Origin of the sequence: Streptomyces sp. NPDC056600, from assembly GCF_042792855.1 — a bacterium.
Taxonomy (GTDB): domain Bacteria; phylum Actinomycetota; class Actinomycetes; order Streptomycetales; family Streptomycetaceae; genus Streptomyces.
In genome coordinates this window covers 6,461-22,585 of the sequence record NZ_JBHTVQ010000046.1, presented here as the reverse complement: position 1 = coordinate 22,585, position 16,125 = coordinate 6,461, and the positions used below count along the sequence as shown (strand labels likewise).

The 16,125-nt window shown below is 73.4% G+C and carries 12 protein-coding genes and 1 tRNA gene; 10 read left to right on the top strand and 3 right to left on the bottom strand.

Annotation, left to right across the window (positions count from 1 at the left end; all coding sequences use genetic code 11):
• Positions 1-764: 764 nt before the first annotated feature.
• The 3 genes from ACFRAV_RS22080 (at position 765) to ACFRAV_RS22070 (ending at position 3,471) form a co-directional block, all read left to right on the top strand.
• Positions 765-2,006 (top strand): GlxA family transcriptional regulator, encoded by a 1,242-nt coding sequence (locus ACFRAV_RS22080; protein WP_382557977.1) that lies wholly within the window; start codon positions 765-767, stop codon positions 2,004-2,006.
• Between the two features lie 667 nt (positions 2,007-2,673).
• Positions 2,674-3,276 carry an oligoribonuclease gene (orn, locus tag ACFRAV_RS22075; protein WP_351118330.1) on the top strand — a complete coding sequence of 201 codons (603 nt, stop codon included), beginning with the start codon at positions 2,674-2,676 and terminating at the stop codon, positions 3,274-3,276.
• Between the two features lie 122 nt (positions 3,277-3,398).
• Positions 3,399-3,471: transfer RNA gene (locus ACFRAV_RS22070), tRNA-His, on the top strand.
• A 113-nt stretch (positions 3,472-3,584) separates the two neighbouring features.
• On the opposite strand, the gene ACFRAV_RS22065 is transcribed toward ACFRAV_RS22070, so the two are convergent.
• Entirely contained in the window at positions 3,585-4,643 is a 1,059-nt protein-coding gene (locus tag ACFRAV_RS22065; protein ID WP_382557976.1) for a LacI family DNA-binding transcriptional regulator, read from the bottom strand.
• Between the two features lie 435 nt (positions 4,644-5,078).
• Between ACFRAV_RS22065 and ACFRAV_RS22060 the strand changes: the two genes are divergently transcribed.
• From ACFRAV_RS22060 to ACFRAV_RS22045, 4 genes are all read left to right on the top strand, one after another.
• Positions 5,079-6,395 carry an ABC transporter substrate-binding protein gene (locus tag ACFRAV_RS22060; RefSeq protein WP_382557975.1) on the top strand — a complete coding sequence of 439 codons (1,317 nt, stop codon included), beginning with the start codon at positions 5,079-5,081 and terminating at the stop codon, positions 6,393-6,395.
• Positions 6,396-6,400: 5 nt separating this feature from the next.
• Positions 6,401-7,408 (top strand): carbohydrate ABC transporter permease, encoded by a 1,008-nt coding sequence (locus ACFRAV_RS22055; RefSeq protein ID WP_382558009.1) that lies wholly within the window; start codon positions 6,401-6,403, stop codon positions 7,406-7,408.
• Between the two features lie 12 nt (positions 7,409-7,420).
• Positions 7,421-8,341: a carbohydrate ABC transporter permease gene (locus ACFRAV_RS22050; RefSeq protein ID WP_351118333.1), complete on the top strand. Its 921-nt coding sequence runs from the start codon at positions 7,421-7,423 to the stop codon at positions 8,339-8,341.
• Between the two features lie 112 nt (positions 8,342-8,453).
• Positions 8,454-9,977, top strand: coding sequence for a GH1 family beta-glucosidase (locus ACFRAV_RS22045; RefSeq protein WP_382557974.1), 1,524 nt, complete (start codon positions 8,454-8,456; stop codon positions 9,975-9,977).
• A 191-nt stretch (positions 9,978-10,168) separates the two neighbouring features.
• Here the strand turns inward: ACFRAV_RS22045 and ACFRAV_RS22040 are convergent, their stop codons facing one another.
• A complete protein-coding gene (locus ACFRAV_RS22040) occupies positions 10,169-11,026 on the bottom strand; it encodes a spermidine synthase (RefSeq protein ID WP_382557973.1) in 858 nt (285 codons plus the stop codon).
• Between the two features lie 130 nt (positions 11,027-11,156).
• On the bottom strand, positions 11,157-11,486 hold the full coding sequence (locus tag ACFRAV_RS22035) for a hypothetical protein (RefSeq protein WP_351114090.1): 330 nt from the start codon (positions 11,484-11,486) through the stop codon (positions 11,157-11,159).
• A 333-nt stretch (positions 11,487-11,819) separates the two neighbouring features.
• Between ACFRAV_RS22035 and ACFRAV_RS22030 the strand changes: the two genes are divergently transcribed.
• The 3 genes from ACFRAV_RS22030 to ACFRAV_RS22020 are packed head-to-tail and all read left to right on the top strand — an operon-like array spanning position 11,820 to position 15,954.
• Positions 11,820-12,959, top strand: coding sequence for a hypothetical protein (locus ACFRAV_RS22030; protein WP_382558008.1), 1,140 nt, complete (start codon positions 11,820-11,822; stop codon positions 12,957-12,959).
• Positions 12,950-14,596, top strand: coding sequence for a hypothetical protein (locus tag ACFRAV_RS22025; RefSeq protein ID WP_382557972.1), 1,647 nt, complete (start codon positions 12,950-12,952; stop codon positions 14,594-14,596). The genes ACFRAV_RS22030 and ACFRAV_RS22025 overlap by 10 nt, the downstream gene beginning before the upstream one ends.
• Complete coding sequence (locus tag ACFRAV_RS22020) at positions 14,596-15,954, top strand: AAA domain-containing protein (RefSeq protein ID WP_382557971.1); 1,359 nt, start codon at positions 14,596-14,598, stop codon at positions 15,952-15,954. The genes ACFRAV_RS22025 and ACFRAV_RS22020 overlap by 1 nt, the downstream gene beginning before the upstream one ends.
• Positions 15,955-16,125 lie beyond the last annotated feature (171 nt).

Sequence of the window (16,125 nt, the reverse complement as noted above, 5' to 3'; positions counted from 1 at the left end):
ACGCCTGCTGCCCGGGCCGCCGTCCGCCCCGACGCCACCATCCGTCCGGCGCGACGCCATCACCCGCACGGCGCGACGCCATCACCCGCACGGCCGACGCCCGCCGGGCACCCGCGATGCCGGCAGACCCCCAGGCCAGACGGGGGAAGCGAGGCCCTCACCTCGGCCGCTGCCGCCCCGCGACAGGAGACGGTTCCGCGCCACGAGGCGCCGGCAACCGGCCCGGCACCCGCGCCGAACTCACGGCAAGGCGCCACGACAGGCCACCACACAGGGGGCGCGACGCCACACACGCACCCCAGGTCACGTGCGCCACGGGGCACGCGGGGCGCACGGAGGCACGTCGGACCGCCTGCCGCGCACCCCCTTGCGACTGACCGGTTTCCGTTCCGGCCGCCGCACACTTTCAGCCAACTTCCCGGCCACAGCACACCCGTGCCGAAACGTCCCCCCAACCACCGTTCCACCAGGGCAAAAAGGGTGCGGACCGACTCAGGTACCCTACGCGGATTGGCCACCGGCGCACGGCGCGCTTCTCCGCCCCCTCCCGCGCCGCGACCCTTCGTGATCGAATGCTTTACGCCAAGTTGCCATGTCGACATTCCGGCGCTTGTCCAACTGGGCTTCCCGGCAACGCCGGACACAGTAGATTCGATCTTGACTGTCGTCCGGCTGGGGATTCGTTCGGGACCGAGGGGAAACGTGCTGGAACGAGAGACCCGTCCAGTGAGAGGCGCCGCGACCACCGAGGGGGGCTTAGCAGGATGAGCCACGACTCCACCGCCGTGTCGGACACAGCCGTCAGAAAGCTGTCCGGCCGGCGCCGCAAGGAGATCGTCGCGGTACTGCTGTTCAGTGGCGGACCGATCTTCGAGAGCTCCATCCCGCTCTCGGTGTTCGGGATCGACCGGCAGGACGCCGGCGTACCGCGATACCGGCTGCTGGTGTGCGCCGGCGAAGAGGGACCGCTGCGTACGACGGGGGGCCTGGAGCTCTCCGCGCCGCACGGCCTCGACGCGATCGGCCGGGCCGGCACCGTGGTGGTGCCCGCGTGGCGTTCGATCACCTCCCCGCCCCCCGAGCAGGCACTCGACGTGCTGCGCCGGGCGCACGAGGAGGGGGCCCGCATCGTCGGCCTGTGCACCGGGGCGTTCGTCCTGGCCGCGGCCGGTCTGCTGGACGGGCGTCCGGCGACCACGCACTGGATGTACGCGCCCACGCTCGCCAAGCGCTACCCGTCGGTCCACGTCGACCCGCGGGAGCTCTTCGTCGACGACGGCGACGTGCTGACCTCGGCCGGGACCGGCGCCGGGATCGACCTGTGCCTGCACATCGTCCGCTCGGACCACGGGAACGAGGCAGCCAACGCGCTGGCCCGCCGCCTGGTCGTGCCGCCCCGCAGGGGCGGCGGCACCGGGCACGCGGGCGGAGCGGGAGGCGGGGCGGCGCAGGAGCGCTACCTCGACAGGTCTTTACCCGAGGAGATCGGCGCCGACCCGCTGGCCGAGGTCGTCGCCTGGGCGCTGGAGCACCTGCACGAGCAGTTCGACGTCGAGCAGCTGGCCGCGCGCGCCTACATGTCGCGGCGCACCTTCGACCGGCGGTTCCGCTCGCTGACCGGAAGCGCCCCGCTGCAGTGGCTGATCACCCAGCGGGTGCTCCAGGCGCAGCGGCTGCTGGAGACCTCCGACTACTCGGTCGACGAGGTCGCCGGCCGGTGCGGCTTCCGCTCGCCGGTGGCCCTGCGCGGGCACTTCCGGCGGCAGTTGGGGGCCTCCCCGGCGGCCTACCGGGCCGCGTACCGGGCCCGGCGTCCGCAGAGCGAGCAGAGCGTCGCCGTGGAGCACGGGCCGTCCGCCGGAATGCCGCAGCAGGGTCCGGGCGCCCAGCCGCTGTCGGCGGACCCGGCGCCGCTGTCCGGGGCTCCTGGGGTGCCCTCGCAGTCCCGGCGTCCCGCCGAGAACGGCGAGGCCCTCCCGCGGCCCACCCTGCCCGGCCGCCGCTGACCGGCTGAGCCGCAGGACGAGAGGGGCGCGCCACGGCGCGCCCCTCTCCCCATTCCCGCGCCCCCCGGCACGGGCGGGGCGCACACCGTCGCCGGGCACCAGTAGAGCGCCGGACCTCCGGCGGTTCCGCCCCACCGCGCGAGCGGCGGGGGGCACGGCCCTTCACGCGCGGGCGGCCCGGCCTCCGTGTACATACGGCTCGGCCTCCGTGTACATACGGGCACGCCATTCGTATACGGAAGAGCCCGAGACACGGGCCGGTGGTCCCCCTGTCACCCACCGGCAAGCGCAACCGGACCCACCGGCGGTTCCGCCCCACCGCGCGAGCGGCGGGGCGGGCACGCAGCCCCTCGTGCAGCGGGTGGCCCCGCCGGCCTCCAGGTACAGCCGAGCCCACGCCTTCGTGCGCCGGCGGCACCGCTCGCTGCACCGGCGGGCCCCGTCCGTCCCCATTGCCGCATACCGACGACCGCGCCGCGGCCCGGACCACCCGCGGACACCGCCCCGCCGCGAACCAGCAGGCGCGGCCTCGACGCACGGTCGGCCCCGGAGGCACGCCCCCGCGCGCGGGTACGCGCGGTCCCGGTGGCGCGGACCGCGCCCCCCTTCGCACACCGGCTCGTACGGCAGCGCGTACGGTCACCGCCCCGCCCCGTAGGGTGGACGTATGAACGATCGCATGGTGTGGATCGACTGCGAGATGACCGGCCTCTCGCTGTCCGACGACGCTCTCATCGAGGTGGCCGCCCTCGTCACCGACTCCGAGCTGAACGTGCTCGGCGAGGGGGTGGACATCGTCATCCGCCCGCCGGACTCGGCGCTGGAGACGATGCCGGAGGTGGTGCGCCAGATGCACACCGCGTCCGGTCTGCTGACCGAGCTGGCCGGCGGCACCACCCTGGCCGACGCCGAGGAGCGGGTCCTCTCCTACATCCGTGAGCACGTGAAGGACCCCGGCAAGGCCCCGCTGTGCGGGAACTCCGTCGGCACGGACCGCGGCTTCCTGCTGCGGGACATGCCGACGCTGGAGTCCTTCATGCACTACCGGATCGTCGACGTCTCCTCGGTGAAGGAACTGGCGCGCCGCTGGTACCCGCAGGCGTACTTCAACGCGCCCGAGAAGGCCGGCAACCACCGGGCGCTCGCGGACATCCGGGAGTCGATCGCGGAGCTGCGCTACTACCGCGAGGCGGTCTTCGTCCCCCAGCCCGGGCCTGACTCCGCCACCGCCCGCACCATCGCCGCCAAGCACGTCGTCTCCGGCGGCTGACCCGCCCGGCGCCCCTCGGCGAGGGGCGCCGGAAAAGGGCGGCGCGAGCACCCCTTCCGACCCTGTACACTTTTTCTCGGCCGGTCGGAAAGAAACCGCAAGGTACCGAACCGCCGGTCATGGTGGGTGTAGCTCAGCTGGCAGAGCACCTGGTTGTGGTCCAGGATGTCGCGGGTTCAAGTCCCGTCACTCACCCTGAAAGAAGGCCCTCGGGCCGGTGGAAACACCGGACCGAGGGCCTTCCTCGTTTCAAGACATGGAGACATCCCCGCGCCCGGGGGCGTCCGGGGCATGAAGCCCCGAACGCCTCAGGAGGACTGGCGCAGCACCAGCTGGGTGGGCAGAACGGTCTGGACCCGGCGAATTCCGGCCGGGACCCGCTGCCGCGGTTCGCGGGTGGCCGTCTCCTCGAGCAGCAGGTCGGTCATGACCCGGCCCATCTCCGTTATGGGCTGCCGGACGCTGGTCAGCGGCGGGTCCATGTGGCGGGCGATGGCCGAGTCGTCGTACCCGACCAGGGCGACGTCGTCGGGGATGCTCCGCCCGGCCTCCCGCAGCACCTGCCGGGCGCCGGCCGCGGTGACGTCGGAGGCGGCGAAGACGGCGTCCAGGTCGGGACGGCGTTCCAGCAGGGCCGCCATGGCGCGACGGCCGCCCTCCTCACTGAAGTCGCCGGGCTCGACCAGCCCCTCGTCCTCCGCGATGCCGGCCTCCGCGAGGGCGGTGCGGTACCCGTCGGTGCGGCGCTGGGCGCCGTACACGTCGAGGCGGCCGGTGATGTGGGCGATCCGGCGGCGGCCCCGCTCGATCAGGTGGGCGGTGGCCGAGCGTCCGCCGCCGTGGTTGTCGGAGTCGACCGAGGCCAGCGGCTCGTCGGCGCTGCGGGGGCCGCTGATCACGGCGGGAATGCCCAGCTCGGAGACCATGTCGGGCAGCGGGTCGTCGGCGTGCACCGACACCAGCAGCACGCCGTCCACCCGGTGCGCGGCCAGGTACTGGGCCAGGCGCTGCCGTTCGCGGTCGTTGCCCGCGAATATCAGCAGGAGCTGCATCTCGGTGTCCGTGAGGGCGGTGCCGACGCCCCGCAGCATGTCGGAGAAGTACGGCTCGGCGAAGAAGCGGGTCTCCGACTCCGGGACGACCAGGGCGATGGCGTCGGTCCGGTTGGCGGCCAGCGCGCGGGCCGCCGTGTTGGGCACGTAGCCGAGCTCGGCGACGGCCGCCTCCACGGCGGCGCGGGTGGCCTCGCTGACGCTGGGCGAGCCGTTGATCACGCGCGAGACCGTGCCCCGGCCGACACCCGCCCGGGCCGCGACCTCCTCAAGGGTGGGTCGCCCGCCGCTTCGGCCTCGTCCGTGGCTCGCCATCCGCCGCCTCCTGTTCGTACCGGTCCTGGAATCTAACAGCCGTTCCGGGCATTCCCGGGTCCGGCCACCGCCATGTGATGCGTGGACGGCCCACCTTGGCGCGTCCTCGACCCCTTGCGGGACGGGGGTCTACGCGCGGAGCGCCGCCCGGAGGTACCAAGTATCCGCACGCTGCCGCGCGTTGACCGGGTTCTCCCCATTCGGTAACACCCTGATAACCCCGGCAAGATCCAGGCGTCACTTCCCTTGACACCCCCGCCGCGACCCGGGACTCTTCAACACATCACTTCTGGGAGCGCTCCCACGCGCTCTCACGGTACCTGACCCAAACCCAACCCACGCGTTCCCCGCCCGCGCCGCAGCAAGAAGATCAGAGGTCGCCAGTGACCTTTGGCCCGGGGGTAGGCACGTTCAGGGCAATCAGGAGGGACGACCATGCGCGCCATTCGAACCGCCCGCCACAGGGCAGTGGTTCTCGCAACGGTCGCGGCGCTCGGCGCCGGACTGCTGGCCGGCTGCGCCGACGACGGCAAGGACGAGGACGCCACCTCGTCCGGCAACAGCGACGGCAAGACCACCATCACCGTCGGGCTGTTCGGCACGTTCGGCTTCAAGGAGGCGGGGCTGTACGACGAGTACATGAAGCAGAACCCCGACGTCCAGATCAAGGAGACGGTGGTCGAGCGCAACGAGAACTACTACCCGGCTCTCGTCAACCACCTGACCACCGGCAGCGGCCTCCAGGACATCCAGGGTGTCGAGGTCGGCAACATCGCCGAGATCACCGCCACCCAGGCCGACAAGCTGGTCGACCTCTCCAAGTACGGCAAGAAGGGCGACTTCCTGGAGTGGAAGTGGGCCCAGGGCACCGCCAAGGACGGCAAGACGGTCGCTCTCGGCACCGACGTCGGCCCGATGGCGATCTGCTACCGCAAGGACCTCTTCGAGAAGGCGGGCCTGCCCACCGACCGCGAGGAGCTCGCGAAGCTGTGGGAGGGCGACTGGGCGAAGTTCGTCGACGTCGGCCGTGACTTCAAGAAGGGCGCGCCCAAGGGCGTCTCCTTCATGGACTCCCCCGGCGGTCTGCTGAACGCCGTCCTCTCCAGTGAGACGGAGAAGTTCTACAACGCGCAGGGCGAGGTCATCTACAAGACCAACCCGGCCGTCAAGGACGCCTTCGACCTCACCGCCGACGCCGCCAAGGAGGGGCTGATCGGCAAGCAGGTCCAGTTCCAGCCCTCGTGGGACACCACCATCGCCAAGGGCAAGTTCGCGGCGATGTCCTGCCCGCCGTGGATGCTCGGTTACATCGAGAGCAAGTCCGAGGCCTCGGCCGCGGGCAAGTGGGACGTCGCCAAGGCGCCCAAGGCCGGCAACTGGGGCGGTTCCTTCCTGGCCGTCCCGAAGGCCGGCAAGAACGCCGAGGCGGCCGCCAAGCTGGCCGCGTGGCTGACCGCCCCGGAGCAGCAGGCGACGCTCTTCGCCAAGCGCGGTTCCTTCCCGAGCGCCCCGTCCACCTACGAGGGTGACCAGGTTCTCGCCGCGAAGAACAAGATGACCGGTGAGGCCCCGATCGGCCAGATCTTCGGTGACGCGGCCAAGTCCGCCCCGGTCCAGGTGATCGGCGCCAAGGACCAGATCATCCAGCAGGGTCTGACCGACAACGGCGTGATCCTGGTGACGAAGGGCAAGTCCGCCGAGCAGGCCTGGTCCAACGCGATCAAGACCATCGACAACAACCTGGAGAAGTGACCGGTATGCCTTCCCGGCACTCCATCGCCGCGCCCCCCGTCAAGGGGGGCGCGGCCCCGGCCGGTTCACGTCCGGCCGGCAGCGCCCCGGAGGACGACCGACAGCGGGCCAAGCTGTCCCGCCGCTGGCAGCGGGACCTGCGCTGGAGCCCGTACGCCTTCGTCGCCCCGTTCTTCCTCCTGTTCATCGCCTTCGGCCTGTTCCCCCTCCTCTACACCGGCTGGGCGTCGTTCCACACCGTGGAGCTGACCGCGCCCACCGACATGGAGTGGGCCGGCCTGAAGAACTTCGTCCGGATCTTCGACGACGAGTTCTTCTGGAACGCGGCCCGCAACACGCTGTTCATCGGCATCGTCTCGACGGTCCCGCAGCTCGCCATGGCGATGGGCATCGCCCACCTCCTCAACTACAAGCTGCGCGGCTCCACGTTCTGGCGGGTCTCCATGCTCGCCCCGTACGCCACCTCGGTGGCCGCGGCGACGCTGGTCTTCGTCCTGCTCTTCGGCCGTGACTACGGCATGATCAACTGGGCGCTGAACTTCCTCGGCATCAACCCGGTGGACTGGCAGGTCGGCTGGGCCTCCAAGCTCGCCGTCTCCACCATCGTCATCTGGCGGTGGACCGGCTACAACGCCCTGATCTACCTGGCCGCCATGCAGGCGATCCCGCACGACCTCTACGAGTCGGCGGCCCTCGACGGCGCCTCCCGGTGGCGGCAGTTCTTCCACGTGACGCTGCCCTCGCTGCGCCCGACGATCCTGTTCACCGTCGTGGTCTCCACCATCGGCGCCACCCAGATCTTCGGCGAGGTGCTGCTCTTCGACGCCAGCAAGGGCGCCTCCGGCGGCCCGGAGCACGACTTCCAGACCCTCGGCCTGTACCTGTACGAGCAGGGCTGGGTGAACCAGCACCTGGGCCGCGCCTCGGCGATCGCCTGGACGATGTTCGCGATCCTGATCGTGATCGGTCTGGTGAACTCCGTCATCTCGCGCCGGCTGCGCACCAGTAGTTAAGGAGACCCGGCCGTGACGACGACCCTGACCCCGCCGCAGCAACCGGCGCCCGAGAAGACACCGGGCACCAAGGCCCCCCGGCGCCGCGGACCCAAGTCCGCCCGGGCGGGCGGGCACTTCCATGCCGGTCCGCTCACCTACGTGCTCCTCGCGCTGTTCACGCTGGGATCGCTCTTCCCGCTGTTCTGGACGGCTGTCGCCGCCTCCCGGGACAACTCCCGGCTGGCCCAGTCGCCCCCGCCGTTCTGGTTCGGCGCCAACCTCTTCGACAAGGTCGAGGCGGCGTGGGTCGACGGCAACCTCGGCGAAGCCTTCATCAACACCACCTTCGTGGCCGGCACCTCGGCGCTGACCATCTGCTTCCTGTCGACGATGGCCGGCTTCGCCTTCGCCAAGCTTCGCTTCAAGGGAAGCAACGCGCTGCTGCTGGTCGTGATCGGCACCATGATGGTGCCGCCGCAGCTCAGCGTGATCCCGCTGTACATGATGGTGGCCAAGCTCGACTGGTCCGACCAGCTCCAGGCGGTGCTGCTGCCCTCGCTGGTCAACGCGTTCGGCGTGTTCTTCATGCGCCAGTACCTCATCCAGGCCCTGCCCGACGAGCTGATCGAGGCGGGCCGGGTGGACGGTGCGAGCACCTGGCGCATCCTGTGGCACATCGTGTTCCCGATCGCCCGGCCCGCGATGGCGGTGCTGGCGATGCTGAAGTTCGTCGAGACCTGGAACGACTTCCTGTGGCCGTTCCTCGTCCTGACCCAGCACGGCAGTCCGACCGTGCAGGTGGCGCTGGCCGGACTCGGCCGCGGCTACACCCCGGACCAGGCCCTCATCATGGCCGGCGCACTGCTCGGCACGCTGCCGCTGCTGCTCGTCTTCGTGATCTTCGGCAAGCAGATCGTGGGCGGCATCATGCAGGGCGCCGTCAAGGGCTGATCACTCCGCGGGGCCGGCCCCTGTCCACAGGTGGCCGGCCCCGCGTTCCCGCTCTTCCCCTTCCCCCCTTCCGCCCACGGTCCCGCCGTGACCACTTCATGGGAGCGCTTCCATGCCCGATTCCGCACAGGTCTCCTTCCCCCCCAACTTCCTCTGGGGATCGGCCACGTCCTCCTACCAGATCGAAGGCGCGGTCCGTGAGGACGGCCGTACCCCCTCCATCTGGGACACGTTCAGCCATACTCCCGGCAAGACCCACGAGGGTGAGCACGGCGACGTCGCGGTGGACCACTACCACCGGTACCGCGACGACGTGGCCCTCATGTCGGACCTCAACCTGAACTCCTACCGCTTCTCCGTCGCCTGGCCCCGCGTGCAGCCCACCGGCCGCGGCCCGGCCGTGCAGAAGGGCCTGGACTTCTACCGCCGCCTGGTCGACGAGCTGCTCGCCAAGGGCATCGCCCCCGCCGTCACCCTCTACCACTGGGACCTCCCGCAGGAGCTCGAGGACGCGGGCGGCTGGCCCGCGCGCGAGACGGCCTACCGGTTCGCCGAGTACGCGGCGATCGTCGGCGAGGCCCTCGGTGACCGCGTCGAGCGGTGGATCACCCTGAACGAGCCCTGGTGCGCGGCCTTCCTGGGCTACAGCTCCGGCGTCCACGCCCCCGGCCGCACCGACGGCGAGCTGGCCCTGCGCGCCGCCCACACCCTGAACCTGGCCCACGGCCTGGGCACCTCGGCGCTCCGCTCCGTGATGCCGGCCCGCAACCAGGTCGCCGTGGCGCTCAACTCGCACGTGGTGCGCACCGTCTCCGACGACCCTCGCAACCTCGAGGCCGCCCGCCGGATCGACGACCTCGCCAACGGCGTCTTCCACGGTCCGATGCTGCACGGCGCCTACCCCGAGACGCTCTTCCCGGCGACCGCCTCGGTGACCGACTGGTCCTTCGTCGAGGACGGCGACCTCAAGCTGATCCACCAGCCGCTGGACGCGCTGGGTCTCAACTACTACACCCCGGCCACGGTCGGCCACGCCGGCACCGCGCCGGAGGACGGCCCCGCCACGGACGCGCACGGCACGGGCGACTTCTCGCCGTGGCCCGGCGCGGAGGACGTGGTCTTCCACCAGAGCCCGGGCGACCAGACCGCCATGGGCTGGACCGTCGACCACACCGGTCTGTACGACCTGATCATGCGCTACCAGCGCGAGGTCCCCGGACTGCCGATCTACATCACCGAGAACGGCGCCGCCTACGACGACGTCAAGGACGTGGACGGCCAGGTGCGGGACCCCGAGCGGGTCGCCTACCTGCACTCCCACCTGTCCACGGTGCGCCAGGCGATGGCCGACGGCGCCGACGTGCGCGGGTACTACCTGTGGTCGCTGCTGGACAACTTCGAGTGGGCCTACGGCTACTCGAAGCGGTTCGGCATGGTCTACGTGGACTACGCGACGCAGGAGCGCACCCCGAAGGCGAGCGCCCTGTGGTACGCGCAGGCCGCGCGCACCGGCACGCTCGCCGATCCGGTCGTCGAGCCGGTGGCCGTGCCGGTGGAGCCGGCCGCCGTCCCGGTCGAGATCGCGGTCGAGCCGGCGGCCAAGGCCGCCGCGGAGCCGGCCGCCGACGCGGGCTGACGGCTTGGGCGGCCCGCGCGAGGGGACGGGCCGCCCTTGTGACGTGCGGTCCGGGTCCTCGCCACACTTCCTCCCCGCCACCGGCGGAGGCGCGGGCCGCGCGAGGGAAAAGCCCGTCTCCGGTGCCGACCAGGTCACCGGGGGCGGGCTTTCCCGTCGGCGTACCGCCCTCGCCGGCGTGGCGTCGCGGGCTACGTGAACACGGAGGCCGGCGGGGCGGGCGAGGCCACGGCGGTGGCGTCGGTGACGGGTGCGGCGCCGCCGGTGAAGTCGAGCAGGGCCCGGCCGTGCTCCACCCGGGCGGTGTGCGGGTCGCCGGCCGCGCGGCGGGTCAGGTCGGCGAGGGGGAGCGGCGCGTCGGAGGCGACGAGCACCGCGTTGCCGAACCGCTTGCCGCGCAGCAGCGCGGGTTCCGCGATCAGCGCGAGCTCGGCGAACCGGGCGGCGGCGGTGGCGATCTGGCCGCGGAGGAACGCCAGGGGCGCGCCGTCCGCGATGTTGGCGACGTAGCGTCCACCGGGGGCCAGGGCGCGGCGCACCTCGTCCAGGAACTCCACGGAGGTGAGGTGGGCGGGGGTGCGGGCGCCGCCGAAGACGTCGGCGACGACCAGGTCGGCCCGGGCGTCCGGGGCCTTGGCCAGGCCCTCGCGGGCGTCGGCGGTCCGCACCCGGATGCGGGCGGCGGGGTCCAGGGGCAGTTCCCTGCGCACCAGCTGGACGAGACGCCCGTCGCGTTCGACGACCTGCTGGGACGAGCGGGGGCGGGTCGCGGCGACGTACCTCGCCAGGGTGAAGGCGCCGCCGCCGAGGTGCAGCGCGGTCACCGGCCTGCCCTGCGGGGCGGCCAGGTCGATCACGTGCCCGATGCGGCGCTGGTAGGTGAACGCGAGGTGTGTGGGGTCGTCCAGGTCCACGTGGGACTGGGGCGCGCCGTCGATCGTCAGCGTCCACCCGCGGGGGCGGTCCCGGTCCGGCACCAGCGCGGCCGTCCCGCCGTCGACCTCCTCGGTCACCCCGGGGGCCGTCGCGCCCCGTGTCTTCCTGCCCATACGCCCATTGTCGCCTCAGCACGAGGGAAGACCGCGGGGTGGGGGGCCGGTCCGGGCGAGGGAAGGCCGCGGGCGGGGGCCTCACGGAGGCCGGGTACGGGCGAGGGTCCGCGTGCGGGCCCGGGCGGACCTACTGGCAGCTGTCGGCGGCGGCGATGAGGCGGGCGGCCTCGCTGAGGGCGCGGCGCAGGACGGCGGGGTCGGTGGCGAGGCCGTCGGGGGCGGGCGGGAGGAGCCAGTCCGTGCCCTCGGCCCGGTGGACGCACCGGCTGCCGGGGACGTTCCACCGCTCCGCCGTGCCGGTCGGCACCACGAAGCCCAGGGTCCCGCCCCGGTCGTCGTGCAGCACGGGGCCCACCGCCGCGACGTGGTGGCGGCGCAGGATGTCCACCGCCTCGAGCCCGTGCCGCGTGGGAACGGTCACCACATCGCCTCGCACCGACGGACGGCTGTTCTGCATTTTCGGCCTCCAAGGACCTCAATAGCTCGAGAACCGGCAGTAACTCACGGCGTGAATCCCCAGCGGCGAATTCAGCGGCAGCGTGGAATTCAACGTCAGTGAACCCCCGGTGGACACGGACGGACGCCCCGTCCCGCCGATTCGCTCCCCTTCGCCACCCCTCGCAATGCGGTCGTCCGTCCCCAGGAACCCCTCGCGTCACACGCGCACCCCGCGTTGTCGGTGGCGGATGCCAGACTTCCCCGGGTGAGCGAATACCTGAGCGGCCCGCGCCCCGGTCGGGGCGGTCCGGGCCCCGAGCCGAACCAGTCGCCCGGGCCCGGCGGGGACCGCGTGGGCCGGGGCGAGGCCCCGTACGGCGACGCCCCCGCGCTGCGGCAGCGGCTGGCCGAGCTGCGTGGTCCCGGCGTCCAGGCCAAGCCGCTGGACGCGCGCGCCCTCGCGGCGCTGGCCGCCAACCCGGGGTGCGAACGCCGCGCGCTCCTGGACGGCGCCGGCGTGGACAAGACCGCGCTGGCGAGCGCGCTGGGCGCCCCCGCGCCGTTCGGACAGTCCCAGTTCGCCTTCACCCGCGGTCACGCCTTCGAGGCGCGGGTGAAGGGCGACGGCGGCGCGGAGCTGCTGCGGCTGGTGCGCGAGCGGCTCGATCCGTCGGCCCCGGAGCCCCCGCCCGGCGGCGCGCGCGTGCCGGACCTCGCCGCGACGGGCCCGCAGGGCCGCGCCGGCCGCACCGCGCTGGCCCTGCGCGAGGCCTCCGCCGCCGCCGCGGCGGACGGCGCGTGGACGCTCCTGGACCACCCCATGCTGGCCCTCGAGGTGGCCGGCACCCCCGCCTTCCTCGAGCCGGACGCCGTCGTGGTGCACCCGGACGGCACCTGGACGGTCGTGGAGATCAAGTCGTTCCCCATGCTGGACGGCTCCGCGGACGCCGCGAAGGTGGGCGCGGCGGCGCGGCAGGCCGCGGTGTACGTGCTGGCGCTGGAGGACGTGGCCGCGCGCCTCGATCCGCCTCCGCGGGTGCGCCACCGCATCCTGCTGGTCTGCCCGAAGGACTTCTCCAACCTGCCCGCCGCCTCCGCCGTGGACATCCGCAAGCAGCGCGCGGTGACGGCGCGGCAGCTGGGCCGGCTGACCCGGGTCGAGGAGATCGCGGCGGGCCTGGCCCCGGGCGCGTGCTTCTCCCCGGAGCTGCCCGCCGATCTGCTCACCGAGACGGTCGAGTCGGTGCGCGCGGTGTACACCCCGGAGTGCCTGGCCACCTGCGAGCTGGCGTTCCACTGCCGGTCCCGGGCCCGCGACGAGGGCACGGTGACGGTACTGGGCCGGTCCGCCCGGGCCGAGCTGGGCGAGCTGGCCGCCGTGGAGGCGGTGCTGGCCGCCGCGCACGGCGAGGCGGGGGACGCCGCCGACCCGGCGGTCGCCGCGCTGCGCCGTGCGGCCCGGCTGCGGGAGGAGGCGCTGTCATGTCGCTGATCACCACCCTGGCCCGGCTCGAGGCGATCCGCGCGGGCCGCGCCCAGCCGGCCGCCACGGTGCGGCACCGGCACCTCGCCGAGCGCCCGCTGGTGATGGTGCCGCTGACCACGGCCGGCGAGGCCGGCGCCCCGCTGGGCGCGCTGGTCGGCTGCGACCGGGACGCGCCGCGCCTGCTGGTGGTGCCGCAGCCCCGCGACCGCGACCTGCGCTCCGCCTTCCTGGCCGAGCTGGCCGACGTCGTGCTGCCCCACGTGGAGTCCTTCGCGGACGACGTCGAACTGGTGGAGGGCAAGGAGGCCGACCCGGAGACGGGGCGGCAGGTGAAGGTGGAGCGGGAGCTGTGCGCCGACGCGCCGCAGCTGATCGTGCCGAGCCGGGCGGGCGTGGAGTTCGTGCGGCTGCTGGGCCGCTCCACCCGGTTCCGCCGCACCGCCGACCAGGACCCGGAGACGGCGTACCCGGCGCCGCCGCGGGTGCCGCTGCTGGGCCGCTGGCTCACCCACTTCGGCGAGCGGGCCCGGGTGCCGGGTTCCTCGCTGCTGCTCGCCATGACCGATCTGCTGTCCCGGCACTGGGCCACCGGGCAGTCCAGCCTGGAGGACCAGCACCTGGGGGCGCTGCTCGCCTGGATCGACCCGCCCGAGGAGGAGGGCCCGACCGGCGCCGAGGCGGCGCTGCGGGCCGAGCTGGGGCGGGACCCCGAGGGCCAGCTGCTGTGCCCGCCGGCCGGTCCGGCCACCGACCCCGCCTTCGACAACCGGCTGCTGGCCCCGGCGATCGAGCGGTACGACCGGGCGCGTTCGGCGCTGGCCGCCGCCGAGGACGGGGTGGCCGCCGACGCGCTGCTGGCGCACCTGTCGCAGGCGGAGCGGGAGATCGGCGAGCTGGTCCGTTCGCGCACCCTCCCCACCTGGGAGAACGTCTGGCGCGGCCTGGATCTGCTGCGCGCGCTGCCCGAGGCGTCCCGGGTGCCGGACCGCTGGACGGGCGACCGCTGGTCGTTCACCGCGCACCGGGACCGGGTGGCCTCCGGCGAGCCCCCGCAGCCGAGGATCGACGACGCGGTCACGGCGGCGCAGAAGCTGGCCCGCCGCGAGCGGGAGCAGGCGAAGCTGGACGCCCAGGAGGCGCTGGACGACCCGCTGGTGCTGGCCGCGCGGCGGTTGACCGGGGAGGCCTTCGTCGGCGAGGTCGTCGACGTGACGATGACGTACACGGAGACCAAGCGCCCCTCTCCGCGTCCGCTGGTCACCGTGCGCACGGAGGACCGGCCGCACCTGGGCGACAAGGCGAAGGTCTTCCGTTCGCTGGAGGGCAAGCCGCAGGCGGCCCAGTTCGTCGCCGTCGAGGAGGAGGACGGCGGCGTCGCGGGCGGCGAGGGGGAGCCTTCCGAGGAGGGGCCGCTGCTCATCGTCCTGCGGATCGTGGACAGGATGGGCCGGGGCAAGGAGCCGGCCCTCGGCTCGGTGCCGGAGAAGGGCGACCGGCTCTGCTTCACGCTGTTCGAGCACGAGCCGCGGGGCGGGCCCAAGCTGCCGGACCCGGAGAACACTCCGTGGACGCACGGCGGGCCGCCCTCGGACCCGGCCCCGCTGCCCGCCGCCGATCCCGTCACCGAGGAGGACCTGCTGTGATGACGTCCGTCGGGGCCGCCCAGGCCGCCCCCTTCGATCCCGGCGCGGAGGCCGCCCGGGTCACCGAGGCGATCCTGCGCGACACGAAGGCCGGCGCGCACCGCGGCGTGGTGGTGGACTCCCCGCCCGGCGCCGGGAAGTCGACGCTGGTGGTGCGGGCGGCGCTGGAGCTGGCGGAGGCGGGGCGTCCGCTGATGGTGGTCGCGCAGACCAACGCGCAGGTGGACGACCTGGTGCTGCGGCTGCACGAGAAGCGGCCCGACCTGCCGGTGGGCCGGCTGCACAGCAGCGACGCCGACGCGTACGACAAGGCGCTGGAGGGCCTGGACAACGTCCTGCTCTCCGACAAGGCGGCCGCGCTGGCCGGGCTGCCGGTGGTGATCTCCACGGCCGCCAAGTGGGGCCATGTGAAGCCGTCCGACGCGCACTGGGAGCAGGCGATCGTCGACGAGGCGTACCAGATGCGCTCGGACGCGCTGCTGACGGTGGCCGGGCTGTTCGACCGGGCGCTGTTCGTCGGCGACCCGGGTCAGCTGGACCCGTTCTCGGTGGTGGGCGCGGAGCAGTGGGCGGGGCTGTCGTACGACCCGTCCGCCTCGGCGGTCTCCACGCTGCTGGCCCACAACCCCGGCCTGCCGCAGCACCGGCTGCCGGTGTCGTGGCGCCTCCCGGCGTCGGCGGCGCCGCTGGTGTCCGCCGCGTTCTACCCGTTCACGCCGTTCCGCGCCGGCACCGGTTTCGACGACCGGCGGCTGTCGTTCGCGGTGCCGTCGGACGGGTCGGGTCCGGACCGGGTGATCGACGAGGCGGCGCATTCGGGGTGGGGGCTGCTGGAGCTGCCGCACCGGCTGACGCCGCGCACCGATCCGGAGGCGGTGCGGGCGGTCGCCATGGTGGTGCGGCGGCTGCTGGACCGGGGCGGGGCGGCGGTCTCGGAGCGGTCGGACGTGCCTGCGCCGCTCACCGCCGACCGGGTCGCGGTCGGCACGGCCCACCGCGACCAGGCGGCCGCGGTGCGGGCGGCGCTGGCCGAGCTGGGGGTGCGGGACGTCGTCGTCGACACCGCCAACCGGCTGCAGGGGCGGGAGTACGACGTGACGGTGGTGCTGCACCCGCTGTCGGGGCGCCCGGACGCGACGGCGTTCCACCTGGAGACGGGGCGGCTGTGCGTCCTCGCGTCACGGCACCGGCACGCGTGCATCGTGGTCTGCCGGGCGGGGGTGGCCGACCTGCTCGACGACCACCCGTCCACGGAGCCGGTGCAGCTGGGCGTCACCGTGAAGTTCCCGGACGGCTGGGAGGCCAACCACGCGGTCCTCTCCCACCTCGCCGAACACCGCGTCCCCTGGCACCCCTGACCACCGCGCCGCCTCCGCGACCCACCGGCACCCCCGAGCACCCTGGCACCCGCCGGAGGCGGCAGGAGATCGCAGCCCCGGACGGCTGGGAGGCCAACCAGGCGGTCCTCTCCCACCTCGCCGAACACCGCGTCCCCTGGCACCCCTGACCACCGCGCCGCCTCCGCGACC

What these genes read in the sequence shown, in the direction of transcription:
- ACFRAV_RS22080 (WP_382557977.1), top strand. Translation starts at nt 765, where the DNA reads ATGAGCCACGACTCCACCGCCGTGTCGGACACAGCCGTCAGAAAGCTG.
- orn (WP_351118330.1), top strand. Translation starts at nt 2,674, where the DNA reads ATGAACGATCGCATGGTGTGGATCGACTGCGAGATGACCGGCCTCTCG.
- ACFRAV_RS22065 (WP_382557976.1), bottom strand. Translation starts at nt 4,643, where the DNA reads ATGGCGAGCCACGGACGAGGCCGAAGCGGCGGGCGACCCACCCTTGAG.
- ACFRAV_RS22060 (WP_382557975.1), top strand. Translation starts at nt 5,079, where the DNA reads ATGCGCGCCATTCGAACCGCCCGCCACAGGGCAGTGGTTCTCGCAACG.
- ACFRAV_RS22055 (WP_382558009.1), top strand. Translation starts at nt 6,401, where the DNA reads ATGCCTTCCCGGCACTCCATCGCCGCGCCCCCCGTCAAGGGGGGCGCG.
- ACFRAV_RS22045 (WP_382557974.1), top strand. Translation starts at nt 8,454, where the DNA reads ATGCCCGATTCCGCACAGGTCTCCTTCCCCCCCAACTTCCTCTGGGGA.
- ACFRAV_RS22040 (WP_382557973.1), bottom strand. Translation starts at nt 11,026, where the DNA reads ATGGGCAGGAAGACACGGGGCGCGACGGCCCCCGGGGTGACCGAGGAG.
- ACFRAV_RS22035 (WP_351114090.1), bottom strand. Translation starts at nt 11,486, where the DNA reads ATGCAGAACAGCCGTCCGTCGGTGCGAGGCGATGTGGTGACCGTTCCC.
- ACFRAV_RS22025 (WP_382557972.1), top strand. Translation starts at nt 12,950, where the DNA reads ATGTCGCTGATCACCACCCTGGCCCGGCTCGAGGCGATCCGCGCGGGC.
- ACFRAV_RS22020 (WP_382557971.1), top strand. Translation starts at nt 14,596, where the DNA reads ATGACGTCCGTCGGGGCCGCCCAGGCCGCCCCCTTCGATCCCGGCGCG.